The sequence below is a fragment of the Kocuria salina genome, assembly GCF_013368965.1.
Classification (GTDB): Bacteria; Actinomycetota; Actinomycetes; order Actinomycetales; family Micrococcaceae; genus Kocuria; species Kocuria rosea.
In genome coordinates this window covers 408,697-430,420 of the sequence record NZ_SSSF01000002.1, presented here as the reverse complement: position 1 = coordinate 430,420, position 21,724 = coordinate 408,697, and the positions used below count along the sequence as shown (strand labels likewise).

General features: G+C 74.1%; 19 protein-coding genes. 5 read left to right on the top strand and 14 right to left on the bottom strand.

All coding sequences use genetic code 11. From position 1 onward, the window contains the following. Nucleotides 1–143: 143 nt before the first annotated feature. Nucleotides 144–1,571, top strand: a complete 1,428-nt coding sequence (gene purB / locus E7Z53_RS06130) for an adenylosuccinate lyase (RefSeq protein WP_017833497.1) — start codon at nt 144–146, stop codon at nt 1,569–1,571. A gap of 118 nt (nt 1,572–1,689) precedes the next feature. On the opposite strand, the gene E7Z53_RS06125 is transcribed toward purB, so the two are convergent. Next, entirely contained in the window at nt 1,690–1,953 is a 264-nt protein-coding gene (locus E7Z53_RS06125; RefSeq protein ID WP_017833496.1) for a hypothetical protein, read from the bottom strand. A 318-nt stretch (nt 1,954–2,271) separates the two neighbouring features. Between E7Z53_RS06125 and E7Z53_RS06120 the strand changes: the two genes are divergently transcribed. Further along, a complete protein-coding gene (locus E7Z53_RS06120) occupies nt 2,272–2,985 on the top strand; it encodes an AfsR/SARP family transcriptional regulator (protein WP_081994483.1) in 714 nt (237 codons plus the stop codon). A gap of 112 nt (nt 2,986–3,097) precedes the next feature. Here the strand turns inward: E7Z53_RS06120 and E7Z53_RS06115 are convergent, their stop codons facing one another. The 8 genes from E7Z53_RS06115 to E7Z53_RS06080 form a co-directional block, all read right to left on the bottom strand. After that, nucleotides 3,098–7,165, bottom strand: a complete 4,068-nt coding sequence (locus tag E7Z53_RS06115; protein ID WP_217905473.1) for a Pls/PosA family non-ribosomal peptide synthetase — start codon at nt 7,163–7,165, stop codon at nt 3,098–3,100. A 469-nt stretch (nt 7,166–7,634) separates the two neighbouring features. Then, complete coding sequence (locus E7Z53_RS06110) at nt 7,635–9,305, bottom strand: FAD-dependent oxidoreductase (protein ID WP_109242922.1); 1,671 nt, start codon at nt 9,303–9,305, stop codon at nt 7,635–7,637. Nucleotides 9,306–9,327: 22 nt separating this feature from the next. After that, nucleotides 9,328–10,230, bottom strand: coding sequence for an FAD:protein FMN transferase (locus E7Z53_RS06105; RefSeq protein WP_176337390.1), 903 nt, complete (start codon nt 10,228–10,230; stop codon nt 9,328–9,330). Between the two features lie 114 nt (nt 10,231–10,344). Further along, on the bottom strand, nt 10,345–11,286 hold the full coding sequence (locus E7Z53_RS06100; protein ID WP_176337389.1) for a glycerophosphodiester phosphodiesterase: 942 nt from the start codon (nt 11,284–11,286) through the stop codon (nt 10,345–10,347). A gap of 169 nt (nt 11,287–11,455) precedes the next feature. Next, a complete protein-coding gene (locus tag E7Z53_RS06095; protein WP_109242923.1) occupies nt 11,456–12,274 on the bottom strand; it encodes a di- and tripeptidase in 819 nt (272 codons plus the stop codon). Nucleotides 12,275–12,380: 106 nt separating this feature from the next. Continuing rightward, a complete protein-coding gene (locus E7Z53_RS06090) occupies nt 12,381–13,355 on the bottom strand; it encodes an acyl-CoA thioesterase (protein ID WP_126350376.1) in 975 nt (324 codons plus the stop codon). A 63-nt stretch (nt 13,356–13,418) separates the two neighbouring features. Continuing rightward, nucleotides 13,419–15,314, bottom strand: a complete 1,896-nt coding sequence (locus tag E7Z53_RS06085) for a pyruvate kinase (RefSeq protein WP_255219442.1) — start codon at nt 15,312–15,314, stop codon at nt 13,419–13,421. A gap of 81 nt (nt 15,315–15,395) precedes the next feature. Then, on the bottom strand, nt 15,396–15,647 hold the full coding sequence (locus tag E7Z53_RS06080; protein ID WP_035928159.1) for a hypothetical protein: 252 nt from the start codon (nt 15,645–15,647) through the stop codon (nt 15,396–15,398). Nucleotides 15,648–15,878: 231 nt separating this feature from the next. On the opposite strand from E7Z53_RS06080, the gene E7Z53_RS06075 reads away from it, so the two are divergent. Further along, nucleotides 15,879–16,493 (top strand): cyclodeaminase/cyclohydrolase family protein, encoded by a 615-nt coding sequence (locus E7Z53_RS06075; RefSeq protein WP_035928155.1) that lies wholly within the window; start codon nt 15,879–15,881, stop codon nt 16,491–16,493. A gap of 19 nt (nt 16,494–16,512) precedes the next feature. On the opposite strand, the gene E7Z53_RS06070 is transcribed toward E7Z53_RS06075, so the two are convergent. Further along, entirely contained in the window at nt 16,513–18,042 is a 1,530-nt protein-coding gene (locus E7Z53_RS06070) for a DHA2 family efflux MFS transporter permease subunit (RefSeq protein WP_035928152.1), read from the bottom strand. 92 nt (nt 18,043–18,134) lie between these two features. Between E7Z53_RS06070 and E7Z53_RS06065 the strand changes: the two genes are divergently transcribed. Together E7Z53_RS06065 and E7Z53_RS06060 are read left to right on the top strand one after the other, a co-directional pair. Then, nucleotides 18,135–18,905 carry a spermidine synthase gene (locus tag E7Z53_RS06065; RefSeq protein ID WP_176337387.1) on the top strand — a complete coding sequence of 257 codons (771 nt, stop codon included), beginning with the start codon at nt 18,135–18,137 and terminating at the stop codon, nt 18,903–18,905. 87 nt (nt 18,906–18,992) lie between these two features. After that, nucleotides 18,993–19,436 (top strand): DUF779 domain-containing protein, encoded by a 444-nt coding sequence (locus E7Z53_RS06060; protein WP_031283030.1) that lies wholly within the window; start codon nt 18,993–18,995, stop codon nt 19,434–19,436. On the opposite strand, the gene E7Z53_RS06055 is transcribed toward E7Z53_RS06060, so the two are convergent. The 4 genes from E7Z53_RS06055 to E7Z53_RS06040 are packed head-to-tail and all read right to left on the bottom strand — an operon-like array spanning nt 19,411 to nt 21,614. Beyond that, nucleotides 19,411–19,800 carry a hypothetical protein gene (locus E7Z53_RS06055; RefSeq protein WP_017833482.1) on the bottom strand — a complete coding sequence of 130 codons (390 nt, stop codon included), beginning with the start codon at nt 19,798–19,800 and terminating at the stop codon, nt 19,411–19,413. The genes E7Z53_RS06060 and E7Z53_RS06055 overlap by 26 nt on opposite strands. Then, entirely contained in the window at nt 19,790–20,755 is a 966-nt protein-coding gene (locus tag E7Z53_RS06050) for a cation diffusion facilitator family transporter (RefSeq protein ID WP_176337386.1), read from the bottom strand. Before E7Z53_RS06050 ends, E7Z53_RS06055 begins: the two co-directional genes overlap by 11 nt. A 41-nt stretch (nt 20,756–20,796) precedes the next feature. Continuing rightward, nucleotides 20,797–21,135, bottom strand: coding sequence for an acylphosphatase (locus E7Z53_RS06045; RefSeq protein ID WP_017833480.1), 339 nt, complete (start codon nt 21,133–21,135; stop codon nt 20,797–20,799). Continuing rightward, complete coding sequence (locus E7Z53_RS06040; RefSeq protein WP_017833479.1) at nt 21,132–21,614, bottom strand: pyridoxamine 5'-phosphate oxidase family protein; 483 nt, start codon at nt 21,612–21,614, stop codon at nt 21,132–21,134. Before E7Z53_RS06040 ends, E7Z53_RS06045 begins: the two co-directional genes overlap by 4 nt. Between the last annotated feature and the right edge of the window lie 110 nt (nt 21,615–21,724).

Genomic DNA, 21,724 nt, shown 5'->3' with positions numbered 1-21,724 from the left:
CCGGGGTTCCCCCGGTCGATGACGCCCCTCCGGACGACCCGCTGCTTTTCGGGGCGAAAGCTACAACCGGGTTCCGCGAAAGTTGGCGGCGGACGACAATTCGTCCGCCCGGGAGCGCGCGGGGGCCGTGGAAGAATGTGCCCATGCCCAACACCGATCGCATCCTGTCCTCAGGGCGCGCGGCGCTCGCCGCCGCCGTCCCGCCCGTCGCGCTGGGGCCCCTCGACGGCCGCTACCAGCCCGTGGTCGCGCCCCTGGTCGACCACCTCTCCGAGGCCGCCCTCAACCGCAACCGCGTGCACGTGGAGGTCGAGTGGTTCCTGCACCTCGCCGAGCGGTCGGTGCTGCCGGGGCTGGCGCCCCTGACCGAGGAGCAGATCGCCGGGCTGCGCCGGGTCGTCACGGACTTCGACACGGACTCGGTCGCGGAGCTCGCGGAGATCGAGGCCGTGACGGTCCACGACGTCAAGGCCGTGGAGTACTACATCGGCCGCCGGCTGCCCGCCCTGGGACTGGAGCACCTGGTCCCCCTCGTGCACTTCGGCTGCACCTCCGAGGACATCAACAACCTGGCGTGGGCCCTGGGGGTCAAGGACGCCACGACCGACGTGTGGCTGCCCGCGGCCCGGGCGCTCGTGGCCGACGTCGCGGCGCTGGCCGGGTCCGCGGCGGAGACCCCCATGCTCTCCCGCACCCACGGCCAGCCCGCCACGCCCACCACGCTGGGCAAGGAGATGGCGGTGGTCGCCCACCGCCTGGGCCGCCAGCTGTCCCGGATCGAGCGCACCGAGTACCTGGGGAAGATCAACGGCGCCACGGGCACCTACGCCGCCCACTACGCGTCCGTCCCGGACGCGGACTGGACGGAGGTCTCGCGCGAGTTCGTGGAGGGCCTGGGCCTGTCCTGGAACCCGCTGACCACCCAGATCGAGTCCCACGACTGGCAGGCCGAGCTCTACGCCGACCTCGCCCGGTTCAACCGGATCCTGCACAACTTCTGCACCGACGTGTGGTCCTACATCTCGATCGGCTACTTCCAGCAGATCCCGGTGGAGGGCGCCACCGGCTCCTCCACCATGCCGCACAAGGTCAACCCCATCCGCTTCGAGAACGCCGAGGCGAACCTCGAGCTCTCCAACGCCCTGCTGGACGCCCTCGGCGCCACGCTCGTGACGTCCCGGTGGCAGCGCGACCTCACCGACTCCTCGTCCCAGCGCAACATCGGCGTGGCCTTCGGGCACTCCCTGCTCGCGGTCTCCAACGTGAGCAAGGGCCTGGCCCGCCTCGACGTGGCGGAGGCGGTCCTGGCCGCCGATCTCGACGCGAACTGGGAGGTCCTCGCGGAGGCGGTCCAGATGGTCATGCGCGCCGAGGCGATCGCCGGCGTCGAGGGCATGGACAACCCCTACGAGCGCCTCAAGGACCTGACCCGCGGCCGCCGGGTGGACGCCGCCCGACTCCAGGAGTTCGTGGCGGGCCTGGGCCTGTCCCCGGCCGCGGAGCAGCGGCTGTCCGGGCTGACCCCGGCCACCTACACGGGCATCGCGGCGGACCTCGTGCGCTTCCTGTGAGCCCGCGCCCCGCGTGACGACGGGGTGCCCGGGCACGGGGCGCCGGGACGCGCCCGGGCACCCCGTGCCGCGCGGATCGGCCCGTGCGGACCAGTCCGTGCGGATCAGTCCGTGCGGATCAGACGGACGGGAGGTCGTGCAGGTTGTTGCACACGGTGTCCTCCGGGGCGGCCCACAGCCGCTTCTCGCACCCGGCGGACACCACGCGGACCCGCAGCTGCCCCGACGACCCCGGGACGTAGTAGAGGTGGACCTCGCTCTCGATGTCCCGGATGATCCGGGTGGTCGACCGCGGGGACCACACCTCCGCGGGATTGCACAGGGCGACGATGTTCCCGAGGGGGTCCGTGCGGACGCCCGTGACGGGTCGCTGGTCGGTCATCGGTAGAACTCCTGAGCTCGTGCCCCGGCCGGCACCGCCGGTCCGGGGATCAGTCGTATACCACGGTGCGGTCCTGCGCACCACCCTCCACCGGGGTCGTGTGCCGGCCGCCTGGGTTTTCGTTTGCTTTTGACGCACTCCGGGCGTTCGCTTTTGACTCACGGGGCGTTGCCCGGGATCATCGGTGCCTGAACCCTCTCTCGCGGCGGACCTGGATCCTGGTCCGCGGGACCGGAGAGGACGGTGCTCGGACCACGGCCTTCGGGGGAAGGCAGGCTCCGGGCGCACCGGGGACAGTGATCATGACAGTGGGGGATCATGACAATGGATGGGGAACACTCGATCAGGCTGCGGCTTCTCGGCAACGTCGAGGTCGAGCTCGACGGCACCGTGCTGGCCCTGGGCCACCGGCAGCAGCGCCTGCTGGCCGCGCTCGCCGTCCTCGGTCCCAAGCCGCGCCGGTTCCTCGGCGAGCTGCTGTGGCCTGACCGGACCGCGGAGCGCGCGATGGGCAGCCTGCGCACCACCGTCTTCAACATCTCGCGCCAGGTGCCCGGAGCCGTCGGGGCCCGCGGCAACAACATCGCCCTGGCCGAAACGGTCACCGTGGACCTGCACGAGCTGCGCGCGTCCCTGGACCGGGCGGCCACCGCCACGGCGCCCGTGACGGAGGACCCCTGGTTCCTGTCCCCCGACGGCGCCCAGCTGCTGCCCGGCTGGTACGACGGCTGGGTGATGGCCGAGCAGGACCGGCTGCGGACCCTGTACGTCAACGCCGTGGAGCACCTCGCCCGGCTCTCCCTGGAGCACCGCGACTTCTACCGGGCCCACGTGCTCGCCGACAACGTCCGGGCCCTGGACCCGCTGCGGGAGAGCGCGGTCCGCGTGTCGATCGAGGCGGACCTGGGTCTCGGCAACAACGCCCCGGCCCTGCAGACGTTCCGCAGCTTCTGCAGCACGATGGCCGACGAGCTCGGAGCGCCGCCCTCCCCCCAGATCACCCAGCTGATGGGCCACATGCGCAGCGCCTGACGCGCTCCCGCCCGGGGCCGTCCCGGCCGGTGCGTGCCCGGCGGCGGGGCAACGGCGTCCCCGCGACCCGCTGCCGGGTCGCGGGGACGTCCACTGGGCGGTCATGGCCGGGTCATCGTCCCGAGGTCAGGGCGGCCGTGGCCGACCGCACCGGGATGCCGCGCCAGGCGGTGTGGGGCAGCAGCTGCTCGCCCTTCATCACCAGCGACAGGGCGTCCACCGAGGCACCCGCGCCGACCGTCGTGTCGTAGAGCACGATCGAGCGCGCACCGACGGAGGCCCCGGGCAGGATCTCCACGTGGGACATCTTCATCACGCGGTCCTCGAAGAGGTGCGTCTGCAGCGACACGTCCGTCGAGACGGCGGCGTCGTCGCCGATGTGGACGAGGTCGAACTCGGTCAGGTAGGTGGTGCCGATGTACGTCCGCCGGCCGATCTGCGCGCCGAACAGGCGCAGGACCGGGCCGATCAGGGGCGTGCCCACGAGACCGCCGATGAGGGCGGGGACCGCCGCGGACTCGTACACGCCGGTGACGAACTCGCTGCGCCGGACGAAGTTGTCCCACAGCGGCTCGACGCGCTGGCGGTACCGGCCCACGATCGCCCACTTCAGGACGACGACGGCGAGGACCACGGTCAGGCCGGTGGCCAGCGCGACGAGGGGCAGCACGGCCACGAAGCCGAGCAGCGTCAGCTCGGGCACCAGGGCGACCGAGGCGAGCAGGCCCAGGTAGCCGATCAGCCCGATCAGCGCCGGCGGGACCGTGATGCGCAGCGCCTCGATGACGAGGCGGGCCGCCACCTTGCCGCGCGAGGGCCGGAAGGTGAGGCTCTCGTCGTAGTTGCCGCTGTCCTGCCGGCGGGGCAGGAACATGGCGGGCGAGCCCAGCCAGGACGTGCCGTCCGGCACGTCGGCCGGGGGCACCGAGGCGACGCCCACCAGGGAGCCCTCGCCCATCCGGGTGCCCGAGGGCACGAACGCGGCGTTGCCCACGAACGAGCGGTCGCCCACCACGGTGCGCTCCATGTACAGGTGACCGTGGTGGTAGACGGCGCTGCCCACGCTGGCCATGTCCGCGACGAAGCTCCCCTCGCCGAGGGTGAGGAGGTCCGGGTCGATGTGGCCGACCGTGGAGACCTCGGAGCGGGGGCCGACCTTGGCGCCCAGGGCGCGCAGCCAGGGGACCGTGTACATCGTGGCGTACAGGGCGTTGGTGCTCTCCAGGCTGGTGGAGAGCAGCTGGTCCGCCATCCACTTGCGCACGCCGAGCCCGCTGCGCACGGGGTGGATGCCGGTGGGCGTGCGGCGCAGGACGATCTTCCGGCCGCCCGCGACCACGGCGCAGACCGTGAGCACGTAGACGACGCCGACCGCCGGGGTGAGGGCGAGCCCCACGGGGAGGCCGAACTCCAGGGCCGCGGCCCAGATCATCAGGAAGGACGGGAGCACCAGGACGAAGGGCATCAGCTCGAGGACCAGCCAGCCCAGGAGCAGGCCGGCCGCCAGCGGGGCGGGCCAGCGGCCGCTGGGCAGCGGGCGCCGCTCCATCCGCTCGAGCAGCTCGTCGTCCCCGTCACCGGGCCGGGCCGGGGAGCCCAGCCAGTGCTCGCCGGCGGGGATCGTCTGGTTGCGGGAGGCCAGGGACTGCTCGGCCAGGCGGGCACCGTCCTCGATCCGGGTGCCCGGCTGCAGGAGGGCGTTGGCCCCCACGAACGCGTCGTCGCCGATGTGCACCGGCGCGATGGTCACCCACCCCTCCTCGACCTGGGCGGTCTGCACGGAGGAGTTGTAGCCGATGCTGGCGCGGGCGCCGACGGTGACGAGCGAGGGCAGGCCGATGGCGGCGGTGCCCACGTGGGCGTCCGGACCGATCCTGGCGCCCAGCAGGCGCAGGTAGACGGCGGCCATCGGGGTGCCGGTGAGGAGATTGAGCGGCGAGAGCCGGGTCAGTCCGTCGATGCACCAGAGCAGGTAGTACTGCCGGCCCCACAGGGCGTGGTGCCCCGGTCTGACGAAGCGTCCCAGCACGCGGGAGCCGAGGAACGGCAGGAGGACGCGGGCGAGCACGGAGACCAGGACGCCCACCAGGAGCATGTCCCACATCAGGGCGTAGCTGAACTGACCGCCGTAGGAGTACAGGACCGCGGCGAGCGGGGAGCCGACGAGCATGGCCGCCAGGACCATCGTCGTCACCTGCGCGAGGCCGCACAGCGCCACGCGGCCGCTGGTGTGGTGCAGCGGCGCGGGGCGGTCGTCCGGGGCGGCCGCGGCGGGGACGTACGCCGGGGCGGCGTCCAGGTGGCGCGCCAGGTCCCGGACGGTCGGGTAGGTGTAGATGTCCGCGATGGAGATGTCCTGGTCCGGGTGCGCGCGGCGCAGCTCGGACGTGGCGGTCGCGGCGAGCAGCGAGTGCCCGCCGAGCTCCATGAAGAAGTCCGCCTCCACGGAGAGCTGGTCCTCGGGGATGCGGAAGACCTTGGACCACACCTCCGTGATCCCCCACTCGGCGTCCGTCGCCGGCGGGACCAGCCCCATCGTGGTGACGAAGCGGGGCGTGCTGGGGTCCGGCAGGTTCTTCCGGTCCACCTTGCCGCTGACCATCATCGGCATCGCGGGCAGGATCTCGTAGAAGGACGGCACCATGTACGGCGGCAGCGCCGCGACCACGGAGTCGTGGAGCAGCTCGAAGAGGGCGCGCTCGTCGCGCACCGGGGCGCGCAGGGTGAGGAACGCCGCGACGTCGTCGCCGCCGGAGGTGAGCTTCACGGCGGCGTCCGCCACCGCGTCCTCCCGGCGCAGCACGTTCTCGATCTCCTGCAGGTCCGCGCGGTGACCGCGGATCTTCACCTCGCTGTCGGCGCGGCCGAGGTACTCGATCTCGCCGTCGGGCATGAACCGGCCCAGGTCGCCGGTGCGGTAGATCCGTCCGGCCCGGGGCCCGTCCGGGTGGGGGCGGAAGCGCTCCTCGGTGACGTGCGGCAGGTTGACGTAGCCGCGGGCCACGCCGGGGCCGGCGATGCAGATCTCGCCCGGCTCGCCGTCGGCGACCTCGTTCATCTCCTCGTCGAGGATCCGCACCTCGTAGGTGGGCAGGGGCTTGCCGATGGTCACGGGCCGCCCGGGGGCGAGCTCGCCCCACGTGGCGGTCACGGTGCCCTCGGTGGGGCCGTAGGTGTTGAGCATCCGGCGCTCGGGGGTGCACCACCGCTCCACGAGGTCGGCGGGGCAGGCCTCGCCGCCCACCAGGATGCTGCGGATGCGGGGCAGGTCGTGCTCGAGGGTGGCCAGGACGGTCGGCACGCAGTAGAGCACGGAGATCTCCATGCGCTGCAGAAACTCGGCGAGCCCCTGTCCCAGGCGGGCGTCGTCGGTGGGGCCGGCCACCAGGGAGGCGCCCACGGCCCAGGTCGGCCAGATCTCCTCGATGGAGAAGTCGAACGCGATGGTCATGCCCTGGTAGACGCGGTCCTCGGAGCGGACGTCGTAGACCTCGGGCACGATCTCGATGAAGTTGCAGATGCTCGAGTGCGCGACCTCGACGCCCTTGGGGCGGCCGGTCGAGCCCGAGGTGTAGATGATGTAGCACGTGGGGTCGCCCTCGTGGCGGACGACGGGGCGGTGCGCGGGCGCCTCCTCGAGCCGCTCGCCGATCCGGCCGACGTCGACGACGTCGGCGGGCGCGTCCTCGACCAGGGCCACGAACTCGGCGGAGGTCAGCATGAGGGACAGGTCGGAGTCCTCGGCGATGAACTGCACGCGGTCCGCGGGCAGGTTCGGGTCGATCGGGACGAAGGTGGCGCCCGTCTTGAGGATCGCCAGGAGGGACGCGTAGAGCATCGTGGAGCGCTGGAGCAGGATCCCGACGCGGTCGCCCGCGCTCAGGCCGTAGCCGGTGATCAGGTGGGCCAGGCGGTTGGCGAGCTCGTCGAGCTCCGCGTAGGTGTAGGCCCGGCCGTCGGCGTGCAGCGCCTGGGCGTCGGGGGTCAGGTCGCAGCTGCGCTCGAAGAAGTGGTGCAGCCGGGTGGGCTTGGTCTCCGTGCTCCGGACGCCCCGGGTCGAGGGCTCCGTCCACGGAGCTGCTCCGGCGGGGCCTCCCTTCGCGGCGGCCTCGTCCCACAGCACTCGCTCTGCCGCCGCAGTCTCCTCGCGGCGGTGAGAGCGATGTGGCACTGAGGTCATGTCCAACTCCTTTCGATGCACGTAACACCGGTGTTACCGGCATGTCCGTTCTACGGAGCGGGGTGTTATGGCCTCCTCACGGATCCGTCACGGCGGCGTTATTCCTCCGTTATCGATGCGTTCGTCGGTGGAGCTGCCAGGGGCGATGCCGACCGCGCGATCGGTTTCCAGTGGCAAAGATCACAGCCCGCATCTCGCTCTGCGAGACGTTTTCGACTGCAATCGTGCGGTTCCCGGGCCGGGGGTCGACGGTCGGGGACGCTCCCCCGGTGCGCGCCGGGGGCCGGGAGCTGGGTGGCCGGTCGCCCGTCCCGGCCACAGCTCCGGGGACAGGAGAATTCCCCCTGTTACCTTTCGTGAACGAGCGTCGGGTCGTCCTTGCACGCACGAGGCCCCCGCACGGGAACAGGACCGTCTCGTCCCTGTTCCCGTGCGGGGGCCTCGTGCTGCGCCGCGTCCCGGGTGCCGCTCAGCCGGCCGGGGAGCCCCGGTCCTCGTCGTCGCCGGAGGGCGTCGCCGCGGCGCCGTCGGGCCGGGCCGCCCAGGTGAGGTAGCCGCCGTCGAGGTTGACGACGTCCCGTCCGTGCTGCGCCAGGACCCGGGCCGCGAGGTAGCCGCGCAGGCCGGCCTGGCAGTGCACCACGAGCTCGCCCTCCGGCAGCTCGTCGAGGCGGTCCCGCAGCCGGTCCAGCTCGATGTTGATCCCGCCGGGGATCGGCATCGCCGTGTGCTCGCCCGGGGTGCGGACGTCCAGCAGGGTGGCGCCGGAGGCGAGGCGGTCGTCGAGCTCGTGCCACTGGACGGTCTCGACGAGCCCGTCCCGGTGGTTGCGGTCGATGTAGCCGAGCATGTTCACGGGGTCCTTGGCGGAGCCGTAGAGCGGGGAGTAGGCCAGCTCGAGCTCGGCGAGGTCGGCGGCCGCGATGCCGCCGGTGATGGCCGTGGCGAGGACGTCGATGCGCTTGTCCACGCCCGCCCCGCCCACGCCCTGGGCGCCGAGGATCGCGTCGTCCTCCGGGTCCACGAGCAGCTTGAGGGTCATCCCCTCCGCCCCGGGGTAGTAGCCGGCGTGGTTCGCGGGGTGCGTGTGGATCGCGCGGTAGGACCGGCCCGCGGCGCGCAGCCGCTTCTCGTTCCAGCCCGTGGCCGCGGCCGTGAGGCCGAAGACGCCGACCACGGAGGTGCCCAGCACCGGCCGGTCGGAGACGTCCATGCCGGCGATCACGTCGGCGACGAGCCGGCCCTGGAGATTGGCCGTGTTGGCCAGCGCGACGAGCGTGGCGGACCCGTCGAGGGCGTCGCGCTTCTCCACGGCGTCCCCCACGGCGTAGACGTCCGGGTCGGAGGTGCGGAGGTGCTCGTCGACGACGATGCCGCCGCGCGCCCCGACCTCCAGCCCCGCGGCCCGGGCCAGCGTGCTGTCGGGGCGGACGCCGACCGCGGCGAGGACCACGTCGGCCGGCAGCTCGGTGCCGTCGTCGAGCGTCACGGTGCGCTCCCCCACCTCGGTGACCGTGGTCCCCAGCCGCAGGTCGAGCCCGCGCTCGCGCATCAGGGTGTGCACGGGCTCGACCATCTCGGGGTCGAGCGGGGCCATGACCTGGGGGGCGGCCTCGACGAGGGAGACCTGCAGGCCGCGGTGGACGAGCTGCTCGGCGACCTCGAGGCCGACGTAGCCGCCGCCGACGACCACGGCGGAGCGGGCGCCCTCGACCGCGGCCACGACCGCGTCGGTGTCCTCGATGTCGCGCAGGACCAGGGCGCGCTCGATGCCGGGCACGGGCGGGCGGACGGGGACGGCCCCCGGGGAGAGGACGAGGACGTCGTAGCCCCGCTCCTCCTCCCGGCCGGAGGCGAGGTCCCGGACGCGCAGCACGTGCCGGTCCCGGTCGACGCCGACGACCTCGTGCCCCACCCGGACGTCGAGGCCGAACCGGGCGCCCAGGGACTGCGGGGTCTGCAGCAGCAGCGCGGAGCGCTCCTCGATGACGCCGCCCACGTGGTAGGGCAGGCCGCAGTTGGCGAAGGACACGTGGCCGCTGCGCTCGTACACCGTGATCTCGGCGTCCTCCAGCAGGCGGCGCAGACGGGTGGCCGCGGACATTCCGCCGGCGACGCCGCCCACTATGACGATTCTCATGCGGTCATGCTACCGGCGCCGCTCAGGCCGCCGCGCGGCCCGCCCGCTCCGGCCAGCCCGGTGTCCTGAGGCGGCGCCGGAGGGTGCTGCCGGGCCGGGAACCGGTGAACTCGCCGTCGGCCGCGCACGCCGCGACCCAGCCGGGCGCGTCCCGTCCCAGCACGTGCGCCGCGCGGGCGTAGGCCTGGGCCTCCACCGCGCTCTGCGCGGCGACCACGACCCGGTCCCACGGGCTCGCCGCGACGGCGCCGGTCACCGGGTCGACCAGGACGCTCCCAGGGCTCTCCACCACCGCGAGGCCCCGCCGGCCGCCCTCGACGAGGGCCGCCCGTACCCCGGGCTCCACACCGGTCCGGGGGTCGGCGCTCCGTGCCGCCGGGGCGGCGCCCACGAGGGCGGCGGCCGCGGCGGTCGGCCCGCCCACGGCGCACGCCGCGCCGACCTCGGCGACCAGCGCAACGCCGGGGTGCGTCTCCGTGAAGGCCCGGACGATGCGGTCCGCCGCCCACGCGTCCGCGACCGGCGCAAGGTCCAGGACCGTGCCGCGGCCCATGCGCAGCCGCCGGGTGGCCACGTCCAGGTCGAGGCGCCCGATCCCGGGCGCCGGGTGCGGCTCGAGCCCGTCCAGGGCCCGCCAGGCCGCCCCGCCGGTGGTGGGATCGGTGAGCCCGCTCGTGAGGCGGGCGGAGAGCAGAGCGGCCGCGACGATCCCGGCGAGCACGGGCCCGAGGACGACGTCGACGTCCTCGTGCTCGGCGAACCGGTTCAGCAGGGACAACTCCGAGTCGATGCGCTCGGGCGCGACGGCGCGGGCGGTCTCGCGGCGCACGTGCTCGGCGAGCCGGACGGCCTCGGCCTGGAGGTCCGGGGCGGGAGCGCGCACGGCGCCGGCGTCCGGGGCGCGGGGCGGGATCGGGGTGGGCATGACCGTCTCCTGGTGGTGGGGGGAGAGGCGGGCAACGGTGACGTGCGGGGGACACGGACAGCTGCTGTCGAGCATACGCGCGCCGGGCCCGGCCGGCGGTGACGTGACCCCCCGTTACCCGACCGTCGTGCTCGCGCACCGGGACCGGCCCGTGACGGCCGCCGGGCCGCCGGCCGGGACGCCGAGCGGGGCCCCGGAGGGAGCCCGCACCCAGCGCAGCACGTCGGCCGGGCGGTTCGTGGTGAGCTGCTGGACGCCCAGCGCGCGGCACAGGTCCACCTCCCGTGCGGTGTCGACCGTCCAGACCCGCAGCACGCGTCCCTCCGCCCGCCACTGCCGCACGAGGTCGGGGCGGGCCCGGACGAGGTCCAGCCCCGGGCCCACCAGGTCCACGAGGCCCGCCGAGATCACGGGCAGCGCCGGCGGCACCACGAACCGCATCCCGGCGTGGAGCACCGCCGCGGCCGTGCGGCCGACGCGCAGGCTGTCCCCGACCGTGCGGCGGGTGGTCGTCCCGACCAGCTGGCACACGTGCCGGGCGGGCACCGTCTCCAGGAAGTGCCGGACGGCGTCGGGGTGGAAGCTCATCAGCGAGACCGTGACGTCGTCCAGCCGCCCGGTCTCGGGGTCCCAGCCCTCCCGCATCAGCAGACCGAGGACCTCCTCCTCGAGCCGGTGGCCGAACGGGCTGGGGTGCTTCGTCTCCACGGCCAGGCCCACGGGCCGGCCCGCTCCCCGCAGCAGGTCCAGCAGCTCGGGCAGGGTGAGCAGCTGACGGTCCGGCGCCCCGTGGCCCGGCGGGATGCGCACGCCCTTCCAGGAGGTCCAGTCGAGGCGGCGCAGCTCGGCGAGCGTGCGGGCGGAGACGGGGCCCCGGCCGTCGCTCGTGCGGCCCAGCTGGGCGTCGTGGTGCAGGACGAGGTGGCCGTCGCGGCTGAGGTGGACGTCGCACTCCACCCCGTCGGCGCCGTCCAGCAGCGCCTGCACGTAGGCGGCCCGGGTGTGCTCGGGGAGGTCCGCGCTGGCCCCCCGGTGCGCGTAGACGATCGGCCGCACGGCGCTCCCTCGGCTGTCGGTCGGGGCGCGGTGGGCCCCGCTCGTGCACCAGGCTAGGCAGACGCGGTGAACGCGGGGCCACGCCCCGGCGGACCTGTCGTGAACGACGACGACGCCCCGCCGGGGGCGGGGCGTCGTCGAGCGGCAGCGCGGCAGCGCGGCGCGGGGTCTACTGCTCGCCGGTGATCTCGCCGCGGGCCGCGGCGGCCGTGTCGGCCTTCCGGCCCCGCCTGCCCTTCCGGGACGTGCCGTCGTCGAAGCGGGGGGCCCGCTCCTCCGGCCCGAGCTCGGCGGGGAACGTGGTGGGCAGCGGCCCGAACGCCTCGTGGGTCGCGGCGATGACCTGCTTGGACATGGCCAGGTTCGCTCCCCCGCCGACGATCGCGCCCACGCCGAACGGCAGGGCGCGGCCGAACACGGCGCCGGTCTGCTTGAGCAGGAAGCGCTTGACGAACATGTTGCGGATGATCCTGCTGACGTCGAAGGTCTTCGAGTCGTCCTTGCCCATCATCAGGCCCCAGGAGGACATCATGCCGCGGCCCTTGGTGCCGCTGGCCAGGATCTGGTTCATGACCTGGCGGCCGTCCTCGCCGAGCATCAGGGCCATGACCATGGTGCGGGTCTTCTCCGGGTCCTCCGTGTGCACCCCGTGCAGCTCGGCGATCGCCTGGGCGTACAGGGCGGTGGCCTCGAGGTAGCCGACCACCGCGAACGAGGACAGGCCTAGGGACGCGACGGTGCCGATGCCGGGGACCACCGCGGTGGCGCCGACGGCCCCGCCGCCCATGGTCACGGACCGGACGTAGATCTTCTCGAGCCGCCTGGCGATCTGCTCGGGCGTCTCGTCGGGGTGGTCGGCGCGCTCCTTCTTCACGAAGCCCAGGACCACGGGCCGCTGCACGCGCAGCACGGTGTCGAGGAGCTTGTTCATGGCGGGCTTGGGCTTGCCCTCGTCGTCGAACGCGTTGCTCAGGGGATTCAGGTCCATGGCGTGCTCTCCTTGTGGGGTGCCGGGACGGTGGGTCTCGGCCCACTATATGCACAGCAGGCTGATCGGGTCCCGGGATTCGCCGACGGCTGAGGAGGGGGCGCGGTCAGCTCCTGGGCAGCCGGGAGACGGACGGGTCGACCTGCTGGAAGGAGTCCGGGAACTCGGCGCGCAGCCGGACCAGCTCCCGGGCGAAGGCGTCCAGGTCCCGGTCCTCCTGGCTGACCGGCTGCCACTGCCGGGCCGGCAGGGCGTGGCCCTGGTCGTCGAGGGCGACCATGACCATGAGGCAGTTGGTGGTCAGCGCGAGCTCCCCGGTCGCAGGGTCCCCCGACCAGCAGTTCACGGAGATGTGCAGGCCGCGGGCCGCGGTGTGGATGAGCCGCGCCCGGACCTCCACGAGGTGGCCGATGTGCATGGGCCGGTAGAACCGGACGCCCCCGGCGTAGACGGCGATGACCGGCCGGCCCGCCCACCGGGCCCCGCACACGTACGCGGCCTCGTCGATCCAGCGCATGGCCGTGCCCCCGTGCACCTTCCCGCCCCAGTTGATGTCCGTGGGCGCGGCGAGGAAGCGCAGCACGGTCTCCTCGGCGGTGCCCTCGTCCGTGTACCGCTGCTCCGCCATCAGCTCCTCGATGCTGTTGCGCAGCTCGATCCGACGCTGCGTGACGGCCGACTGCTGGCGCTCGTGCTCCGTCTCGGGCGCCCACTGCGGGACGGGGGTGGGGCGGCCGTCCCCGTCCACGGCCACCATGATGATCAGGCACGTGTCCTTGAGGGTCACCCCGTGCTCGCGGGGGTCCGCGGAGGCGACCTCCACCCGGATGTGCATCGAGGACCGTCCGGTGTGCACGATCTTCGCGGAGACCTCCACCATGTCCCCCACGCACACCGGGCGGTCGAAGTGGATGTTGCCCACGTACGCCGTCACGCAGTAGGCCCGGGACCAGCCCACGGCGCACGCGTAGGCGGCCTTGTCGATCCACTCGAGGACGCGCCCGCCGTCCACGGTGCCGGTGCGCCCGGCGTCGGTCGGGGCGGCGAGGAAGCGGAGAACAGCGGTGTCGCGTGCGGCCATGCCCCCAGTGTGGCACGGGTCACCGCGCGGTCCGCCCCGCGGCCCACCCGACCGCTCGCCCGCTCACTCGACGACGGGCGCCCACGCGTTGAGCCGGCGGAGCATGTCCGACTTCTTGCGGGTGTGCCCCTCCATCCGCACGAGGATGTCGTCGAGGGCCTCGATCGCGTCCACCACGAACGGTCCCTTGTTGAGCATCACGCACTCGGCGCGCTGGCCCATCGCCGCGTCCGTGACCTCCGCCCGGGAGGGCAGGCCCTTCTTGGCGAGGGACTCCAGGACCTGGGTGGCCCAGACCACGGGCACGTGCCCGGCCTCGCACAGCCACAGGATCTCCTCCTGCACCTCGGCCATCCGCTCGAACCCGGCCTCGACCGCGAGGTCCCCGCGCGCGATCATGACGCCCACGTCCTGCCACCGCATGGCCTCCAGCAGCATCGCGGGCAGGGACTCGAAGCCGCCCACGGTCTCGATCTTGAGGGTGACGTCCAGGGCGGTGTTGCCGATCCGCTCGAGCTCCCGCAGCAGGTCGGTCACGTCCTCCCGCGAGCGCACGAAGGACATGTTGACGATGTCGGCGTGCTCGGCCACGAACGGCAGGTGCGTGCGGTCCTCGTCGGTGAGCGAGGAGATGCGCAGGTCCGTCTCGGGCAGGTTGATGCCCTTCCCCGCTTTGAGCTTGGTGCCGTCGGGGCCCGCCTGCAGCACCTCCAGCGCGATCTCGTCGGGCCCCACGGAGGTGATCCGGCAGCGGATCCTCCCGTCGTCGATCCAGGCCGGCTGCCCCTCCCGGGCGTCCGTGAACACCTCGGGCAGGGAGCAGCCGATCCGGAACGGGCTCTCGGACCGGACCGGGGCGGGTGCGAGGTCCCGGGTCAGCACCACGGTGTCCCCCGCGCGCACGCGCAGGGACTGCTCGACGGCGGGCAGCTCGCCGAGCACGCCCTCCGTGCCGTCCTCGGCCCGCACGGCCAGGCCCGTGGCGAAGTACACGGTCTTGGCGCACTCGACGAGCACGCCGGGCCCGGTGGCCTCGATCACCCGCAGGGTCCGTCCGGAGCCGCGCGCGTCCTTGAGCCGCAGCCGCTCCCCCGGGGTGCGGGCCGCGGTCCAGGCTGCGCCGGCCACGGGGACGGCCGGGGCGTCGTCGTCGACCGCCGGCTCCGCCTCGCCCAGCCAGAGGCGGGCCGGGGCGGTCACCCGGCCGCCGCTGTCCCGGGTGGGCTTGATCTTCTCGACCTGCGGACCGGGCTCGATCGGCCCGGTGCGCAGCTTGGGCCCCGCGAGGTCCATGGCCACGCGGACCTCGCGGCCGAGCGCCTGCCCGGCCGCCCGGACGTGCCCGATCATGGCCGCCCACTGCTCGGGGCCGTCGTGGGCGCAGTTGATCCGGGCCACGTCCATCCCGGCGCGGACCATGTCCTGGACGAGCCGGGGGTCCGAGGCGGCCTCCGAGGGGAAGGTGACCATGATCCGGGTGCTGCGCCCCTCCCGGCCCGGGCCGAGCAGGGCCGCGGTGTTGCGGCGCAGCACCTCCGCACCGGGCTCGCCGGGCTCGTCGGGGCCGGGCGCCCCGACCTCCTCCTCCGGCCGGCCGGCGAGCACGCGGAGGGTCTCCAGCACGGCGCCGAGGTGGCTCATGACCCCGGCCTCCATCCGCCCCAGGGAGGACACGCCCAGGCCGCTGAGGTCCCGCTGCAGGTCCCGCACGTCCTGGCTGCGCACGGCCACGTAGTCCACGAGGTTGAGCGCGGACCCGCGGTGGCGGGGGTTCACGCGCTCGAGCTGCGGCACGGCCGTCCGGCGGGCCCGGAGCACCACGTCGACGAGCGCCGCGACCCGGTCGTGCAGCCGCGCGGCGCACTCCTGCCGGGCGGTCGCCGCCATGCCGTGCTCCCTCCCGCGGTCCCGGCCGGGTGCTGCCCCGCCGCGACCGCCGTCGACCTGCTGACTCCCCATGATCCTCCTCGTCCGCCCGGCTGTCAGCGCCGACCGTACCCGCCCCGGGCGAACAGCGGCTGAACACGAGGCGACGGGGCCTCAGGCGGGGCGGGCGAACGGGGAGCGGCGCAGGCGGTAGCCGTGGACGGGGATCAGCCGGCGGGAGCCGGTGCCGGCCTCCAGGATCCAGAGCAGCCGCAGGTGGGGGGCGCACTGGCCCACCGTGCCGACGTGGCGGAGGTGGCCCTGCTCCCACACCTCGATCCGGTCGCCGGGGCGGATCCGTGCGGGGTCCTGGACCCAGGTGTCATCGGCGGTCGCGTCGACGGTCGTCGCTCGGAGGGTCGTCATGGCGGCACGTCCTCTCGGGGGTCGGCGTCCGGGGAGGGGGCCCTCGGACACCTCCAGGATCGTCCGCGGATGTGGCCGGCACGTTTCCGTGCGATGGACGGGCCGTGCATTCGTCCCGCGGTGGCTGTGGGACTCACCACGGGGACCGGCGGAGGGCTAGGCTCGTGCGGACGCCACCGCCTGCGCGCGCCCCGCGGCGGGCGGCAGGTCCCGCCACCGGAAGGAGCCGCTGTGATCAGCTCGGAGAACGTCAGGGCCTACGTGGAGCGCATGGCCTCGGACGAGCCCGCCCCCGGCGGCGGCGCCGCGGGCGCCCTGCAGGCCGCGCTGGGCGCGGCCCTGATCGCGATGTCCGCCCGCTACTCCACGGCGTCCGAGCACGCGGACCGTGCCCGGCGCGCGGCCGACCGGGCCGAGGAGCTGATCCCGCGCGCGCTGGGCCTGGCGGACGCCGACGCCGAGGCCTTCGGCGCGCTCTCGGCCGCCTACACCCTGCCGAAGGACACCGCCGAGGAGAAGGCGGAGCGCTCACGGGCCGTCCAGGAGGCCACGGCCGGCGCCGCGCGTCCCCCACGGGAGCTGATCGGCGTGGGCACCGAGGTGGTCGGGCTCGCGCGCGAGCTGACCGGCTGGTGCAACCCCAACGTCCTCAGCGACGTGGCGGCGGCCTCCGAGGCGGCCCGGGCCGCGGTGGCCACGGCCATGGTGACGCTCGAGATCAACGTCCGCGCCCTCAAGGACGCCGCGACCCGGGAGGAGCTGCGTGCGGGGCTGGCCGAGGGCGAGCGGGCCGTCGAGGACGCCGCGGAGCTCACGCGGCTGATCCGCGAGCGCGTCCGGGGCTGAGGACCGGGCCCGCGGGGCCTCAGTCCTCCGCGCCCGCGGCGCTCTCCGTGCCCGCCGTGCCCGCGGGGCGGCGCACCCCGAAGGAGCCGACGACGGCGAGCAGCGAGATGATCCCGCCGCACAGGAAGGCGCTCCGCACGCCCGCCTCGGTGGCCTCCGGAGCCGAGGCCCCGGAGGCCGCCGCGCCGGCGGCGGAGAGGGTCAGCACGGTGACGAACAGGGCCGTGCCCGCCGCGCCCGCCACCTGCTGCAGGGTGCCCACCATGGCGGAGCCGTGCGAGTACAGCCGTGTCGGCAGGGCGCCCAGGCCCGCGGTGAACAGCGGGGTGAACATCAGGGCCAGACCCGTGCTGAGCACCACGTGGGCGAGCAGCACCATCGGGACGGGCGTGGCCCCCGTGGTGGAGGCGAGGTACCACAGGGACGCGCTCAGCAGGATCGAGCCCGGCACGAGCAGCACGGTGGGGCCCGATCGGTCGTAGACCCGGCCCACGAAGGGTGCCAGCAGTCCCATGACGAGCCCGCCGGGCAGCAGCAGCAGGCCCGTGCCCAGGGGGTCGAGGCCGTGCACGGTCTGCAGGTAGATGGGCAGGACGATCAGCGTGCCGAAGAGGGCCATCATGCTGACGGCGAGCACCGCCGTGGACATCGTGAACACCCGGGACCGGAAGGTGCGCAGGTCCAGCAGGGCGCGGTCCGCGCGCTGCAGCCGCGTCTGGCGCCGCACGAACACGGCCAGCGCTGCCACGCCCAGCACGAGCGGCACCCACGCCGGGAGCGCGGCGTCCCCGCCCTCGCCGAGCGTGCTCAGGCCGTAGACCAGGCCGCCGAAGCCCAGGGCCGAGAGCACCACCGAGACCACGTCCAGCGGCGCCGGACGGGGCTCGGTGACGTTCTGCATCCGCCACGCGCCGAGCAGCAGGGAGCCCACCGCGATCGGCAGCACCAGGATGAACATCCACCGCCACTCGAGCACGCTGAGGATGACGCCCGAGATGGTGGGCCCCACAGCCGGGGCCACCGAGATGACGATCGAGATGTTGCCCATGACCCGCCCGCGCCCGGCCGGCGGCACCAGGGTCAGCACCGTGGTCATCAGCAGCGGCATCATGATGGCCGTGCCGCCGGCCTGCACCACCCGCCCCGCGAGCAGCGTCCCGAACCCGGGCGCGGCCGCGCAGACGAGGGTGCCGAGGCTGAACAGGGTCATGGCGGTCAGGAACACGGGCCGGGTGTGCAGGCGCTGGAGCAGGAACCCCGTCACCGGGATGACCACGGCCATGGTCAGCATGTATGCGGTGGTGAGCCACTGGCCGGCGACCGCCGTGACCGAGAGGTCGGCCATGAGGCGGGGCAGCGCCACGCCCATGATCGTCTCGTTGAGGATCACCACGAACGTGGAGACCAGCAGCAGCCCGATGACCAGGCGGTTGCGGGCGGAGTGGTCGGTGTCCGCGACGACGGCCGGGGGGCCGGTGTCCGGGAGCCCGGTGGCGGGCGCGGGGGCGGGGACGGGAGGGGTCTCGGACACGGGGACGTCGGGTGCCATGGGCGGGGGATCCTTCGGGACGCAGCAGTGGTTCACCGGTAGAGCCGTCCCGGCCCCCGCTTCATTCCCGTCCGGGAAGTGACAATGGGCTCATGCGCAGATACCTCAAGGACGCCGGCGTGCACGCCGAGATCACCCCGGACGGCTTCACCGAGGGCGGGTTCGTGCTCTCCATCGGCGGGGCCGAGCAGTCCCACGTGGACCTCGCCCGCCCCGGGGAGATCTTCTACGAGTACCTGCGGCGGATCGGCGGCGTCGTCGACGTGGTGGCGGCGCCGGGTGCGCCGGTCACCGCGGTCCACCTGGGCGCCGGGGCCCTGACGCTCGCCCGGTACGTGGCCGCGACCCGGCCCGGCTCCGCGCAGGTGGCCGTGGAGCTGGAGCGGGAGCTGCCCGCGTTCGTGCTCGAGGCGCTGCCCCTGCCCGCGGGGGCGGACGTGCGCGTCGTGATCGACGACGCCCGGGCGGCCCTGCCGGACGTCGTCGCCCCCGGGACCGCGGACCTCGTGGTCCTCGACGTCTTCTCGGGCCGGGACGCTCCCGCCCACCTCACGGAGCCGTCCTTCTACGCCGAGGCCGCCGGGGTGCTGGCGCCCGGCGGGGTGCTGGTCGTCAACGTGGGCGACGATCCCGGGCTGGCGTTCTTCGCCGGGCAGGCGCGGGCGATGCGGGAGGCGCTGGCGGACGTGTGGTGCCTGGCCGAGGAGCGGCTGCTCACGGGGCGCTACCCGGGCAACCTGGTCCTCGTGGGCGGGCGCCGGGCCCTGCCCCGGGAGTGGGCGGACGCCTTCGCCGCCGCCGGACCGCACCCGGCGGGCGTGCTGGACGGCCTGGGCCTGGAGGAACTGCTCCACCGCCTGTAGCGTGGATCACACCGCCGAGCCGAGGAGCGTGCTGTGAGCACCGCCGAGAACACCGCAGAGAGCACCGCCACGAACACCACCGCGAACATCCCCGGGAACACCGCCGGGGACACCGCCGGGGACACCGCCGTCCTGGAGTCCGTCCCCGCCGTCGAGGGCGAGACGTTCTCCCGGGTGGCCCTGACGCCGGCCGCCGTGGAGCTGCTCGGGACGCTGCGGGGGATCCACGGGCGGCTGATGTTCCACCAGTCCGGCGGGTGCTGCGACGGCTCCGCGCCCATGTGCTACCCGGCCGGGGACTTCCTCACCGGCCCGGCGGACGTGCTGCTGGGCGTATTCACGCTGCCCGGTGACCCGGCCACGGCCGAGCTCGAGTTCTGGATGTCCCGCGAGCAGTTCGAGTACTGGAAGCACACCCTCCTCACGGTGGACGTGGTGGAGGGCCGCGGCTCCGGGTTCTCGGTGGAGGCGCCGGAGGGCAAGCGCTTCCTGATCCGCTCGGTGCTCATGCAGGATCCGGCCGGCTCCTGAGCCGGCCCTGCTCGTCGAAGGACGGGCCCCGGTCGTGGACCGGGAAGGTGGTGAAGGCCGGGACCTCGTAGGGGTGGGCCCCGGCCATCGCCCGCAGCACGCGCTCGCGCTCGGCGGCCGGATACAGCGTCTCGATGCGGACCTCGTCGACCTCCTGGGGCCGGCCGACCTCCCCGATCACGGGGTGCGCCCCCGGCAGCGGCGTGAACCGCCCGGTGCCGCGGCTCACGAACGCGGTGTGGGAGTAGTTCCCGGCCCGTCCCGCCCCGGCCTCGCCCAGGGCCTGCAGGACCTGCTCGGCGTGGGTGGCGGGGACGAAGACGACCAGGCAGTGCTGCTCGCCGCTCGGGGGCTCAGTGCTCATGGGGGGCGCAGACCTCCGGTTCGTCGTGGTCCGCGGGCTCCAGCTGGATCGTGGAGTGCTGGACGGACACGGGGAAGTGCTCGGCCACGCACTGCTGGATCCGGCCCAGCGCCTCCGCGGAGCCGCCGGAGTAGAAGTACTCCTCCTCGAGCACCACGTGGGCGGTGAGCACGGGCAGGTCCGAGGAGATCCGGGTCGCGTGCAGGTCGTGGACCTCCACCACGTGCGGGAGCTCGAGGATGTGCCCGCGGACCTCGTCCATGTCGAGCCCGGGGGGCACGCTCTCCATGAGCACGGACAGGGACTCCACGAGCAGCCGGATGGTGCGGGGCACGATGAGCGCCCCGATGAGCAGCGCCACCACGGCGTCCGCCTGCACCCAGCCGGTGAGGGTGATGACCACGGCCGCGACGATCACGGCGACCGAGCCCAGTGCGTCGTTGAGCACCTCGAGCATCGCCGCGCGCAGGTTCAGGTTCGAGCGCCGGCCCCCGAAGAGCACGGCCATCGCCACGAGGTTGCCGGCCAGGCCCAGGGCGCCGAAGACCAGCATCTCGGCCGAGGCCACCGGGTGCGGCTCGAGGAACCGGCGCACGCCCTCCACGAGCACGAACAGCCCCACGGCCAGCAGCACCCCGGCCTGCAGGGCCGCGGCCACAATCTCCGCGCGCCGCCAGCCCCACGTGCGCCGGGCGCTGGGCGGGCGCAGGGTCAGCTGCGCGGCGATCAGCGCGAGCAGCAGCCCGCCCGCGTCCGTGAGCACGTGGGCGGTGTCGATGAGGAGCGCCAGGGAGCCCGTCCACAGGGCGCCGACCAGCTGGACGACGAACAGCGCCGCGGTGATCCCGAGGGCGGTGGCGATCCGCCACCGGTCGGTCCCGGGGCCGGCGTGCGAGTACCCGGGCCCGTGGTCGTGCTCCGCGCGTCCGCGGTCCCCGGCGTGGTCGTGAGCCATGCCCCCATCGTAGAACGCGGGCGGGGGCGCGGCGTCGCGGCTCAGCCGGTGACGAACCCGCGGAACTCCCCGGTGGCGGGGCCGTAGTGGGAGTCCACCTTCATCACGGCGCCGGGCGTGCCGCCGCCGTTGAGGGCCTTGAGCAGGTCCCGCACGGCGTGCCGGGGGCCCTCGGCGATCACCCCCACGGTGCCGTCCGCGTTGTTCACCGCCGAGCCGTGCAGGCCCAGCCGCTCCGCGTGGCGCGCGGTCCACCAGCGGAACCCGACGCCCTGCACGGAGCCGTGCACCACGGCGGTCAGGCGCAGGACCTCCTCGAGGTCCAGCCGTTCGGGGTCCCGCCCGGCGGTGGCTCCCTGGTGGATCGGGGGCAGGCTCACAGGTCCACCACCGTGGACTGGCCGGGGTCGATCTGCTCCCCGGTGGCGCGGGCCCTGGCCCAGCGCAGCGCGGTGGCGACCGTCCCGGGGCTGCGCCAGTGCTCGGCGGTCTCCGTGCGCACGCGCAGCACCACGAGCCCGGGTGTGGCGGGCCCGTCCGGGTAGTACGCCTTCAGCGCGTCGGACCACAGCCCCTCGAGCACCTGCCGGTCCTCGACCACCTCGGCGGCGCCGGAGATCGAGACCCATTCGTGGTCCCCCACGAACGCGACGTTGACGGCGTCGTTGGCCGCCACGTCCCGGACCGAGGAGGTGTCCCGGCTGGTGAAGAAGTTGAGGTCCTCCCCCGGGGCCACGTCGACCACGGTCATCGGGCGGCTGACGAGCTTGCCGGTGGCCTCGCGGGTGCTGAGCATGCCGACGCGGGTGCGGTTCACGAACTCGACGATGTGCTGGATGTCATCCTGGTGGGTGCTCATGTGGTCAGATTAGGGAACGACCGGGCCTCGTGGCACGGCCGGGCCCGGGAATTCATCATGGGCGGAACCGCTTGTCGTGCGCCGGCGCGCCGGAACGGCCCGGCCGGCCG

Coding starts and splice junctions, on each gene's coding strand:
- purB (WP_017833497.1), top strand. CDS start 144: ATGCCCAACACCGATCGCATCCTGTCCTCAGGGCGCGCGGCGCTCGCC.
- E7Z53_RS06065 (WP_176337387.1), top strand. CDS start 18,135: ATGCGCAGATACCTCAAGGACGCCGGCGTGCACGCCGAGATCACCCCG.
- E7Z53_RS06085 (WP_255219442.1), bottom strand. CDS start 15,314: ATGGGGAGTCAGCAGGTCGACGGCGGTCGCGGCGGGGCAGCACCCGGC.
- E7Z53_RS06055 (WP_017833482.1), bottom strand. CDS start 19,800: ATGAGCACTGAGCCCCCGAGCGGCGAGCAGCACTGCCTGGTCGTCTTC.
- E7Z53_RS06105 (WP_176337390.1), bottom strand. CDS start 10,230: ATGCCCACCCCGATCCCGCCCCGCGCCCCGGACGCCGGCGCCGTGCGC.
- E7Z53_RS06090 (WP_126350376.1), bottom strand. CDS start 13,355: ATGGCCGCACGCGACACCGCTGTTCTCCGCTTCCTCGCCGCCCCGACC.
- E7Z53_RS06110 (WP_109242922.1), bottom strand. CDS start 9,305: ATGAGAATCGTCATAGTGGGCGGCGTCGCCGGCGGAATGTCCGCGGCC.
- E7Z53_RS06115 (WP_217905473.1), bottom strand. CDS start 7,165: ATGACCTCAGTGCCACATCGCTCTCACCGCCGCGAGGAGACTGCGGCG.
- E7Z53_RS06040 (WP_017833479.1), bottom strand. CDS start 21,614: ATGAGCACCCACCAGGATGACATCCAGCACATCGTCGAGTTCGTGAAC.
- E7Z53_RS06095 (WP_109242923.1), bottom strand. CDS start 12,274: ATGGACCTGAATCCCCTGAGCAACGCGTTCGACGACGAGGGCAAGCCC.
- E7Z53_RS06125 (WP_017833496.1), bottom strand. CDS start 1,953: ATGACCGACCAGCGACCCGTCACGGGCGTCCGCACGGACCCCCTCGGG.
- E7Z53_RS06070 (WP_035928152.1), bottom strand. CDS start 18,042: ATGGCACCCGACGTCCCCGTGTCCGAGACCCCTCCCGTCCCCGCCCCC.
- E7Z53_RS06120 (WP_081994483.1), top strand. CDS start 2,272: ATGACAATGGATGGGGAACACTCGATCAGGCTGCGGCTTCTCGGCAAC.
- E7Z53_RS06080 (WP_035928159.1), bottom strand. CDS start 15,647: ATGACGACCCTCCGAGCGACGACCGTCGACGCGACCGCCGATGACACC.
- E7Z53_RS06050 (WP_176337386.1), bottom strand. CDS start 20,755: ATGGCTCACGACCACGCCGGGGACCGCGGACGCGCGGAGCACGACCAC.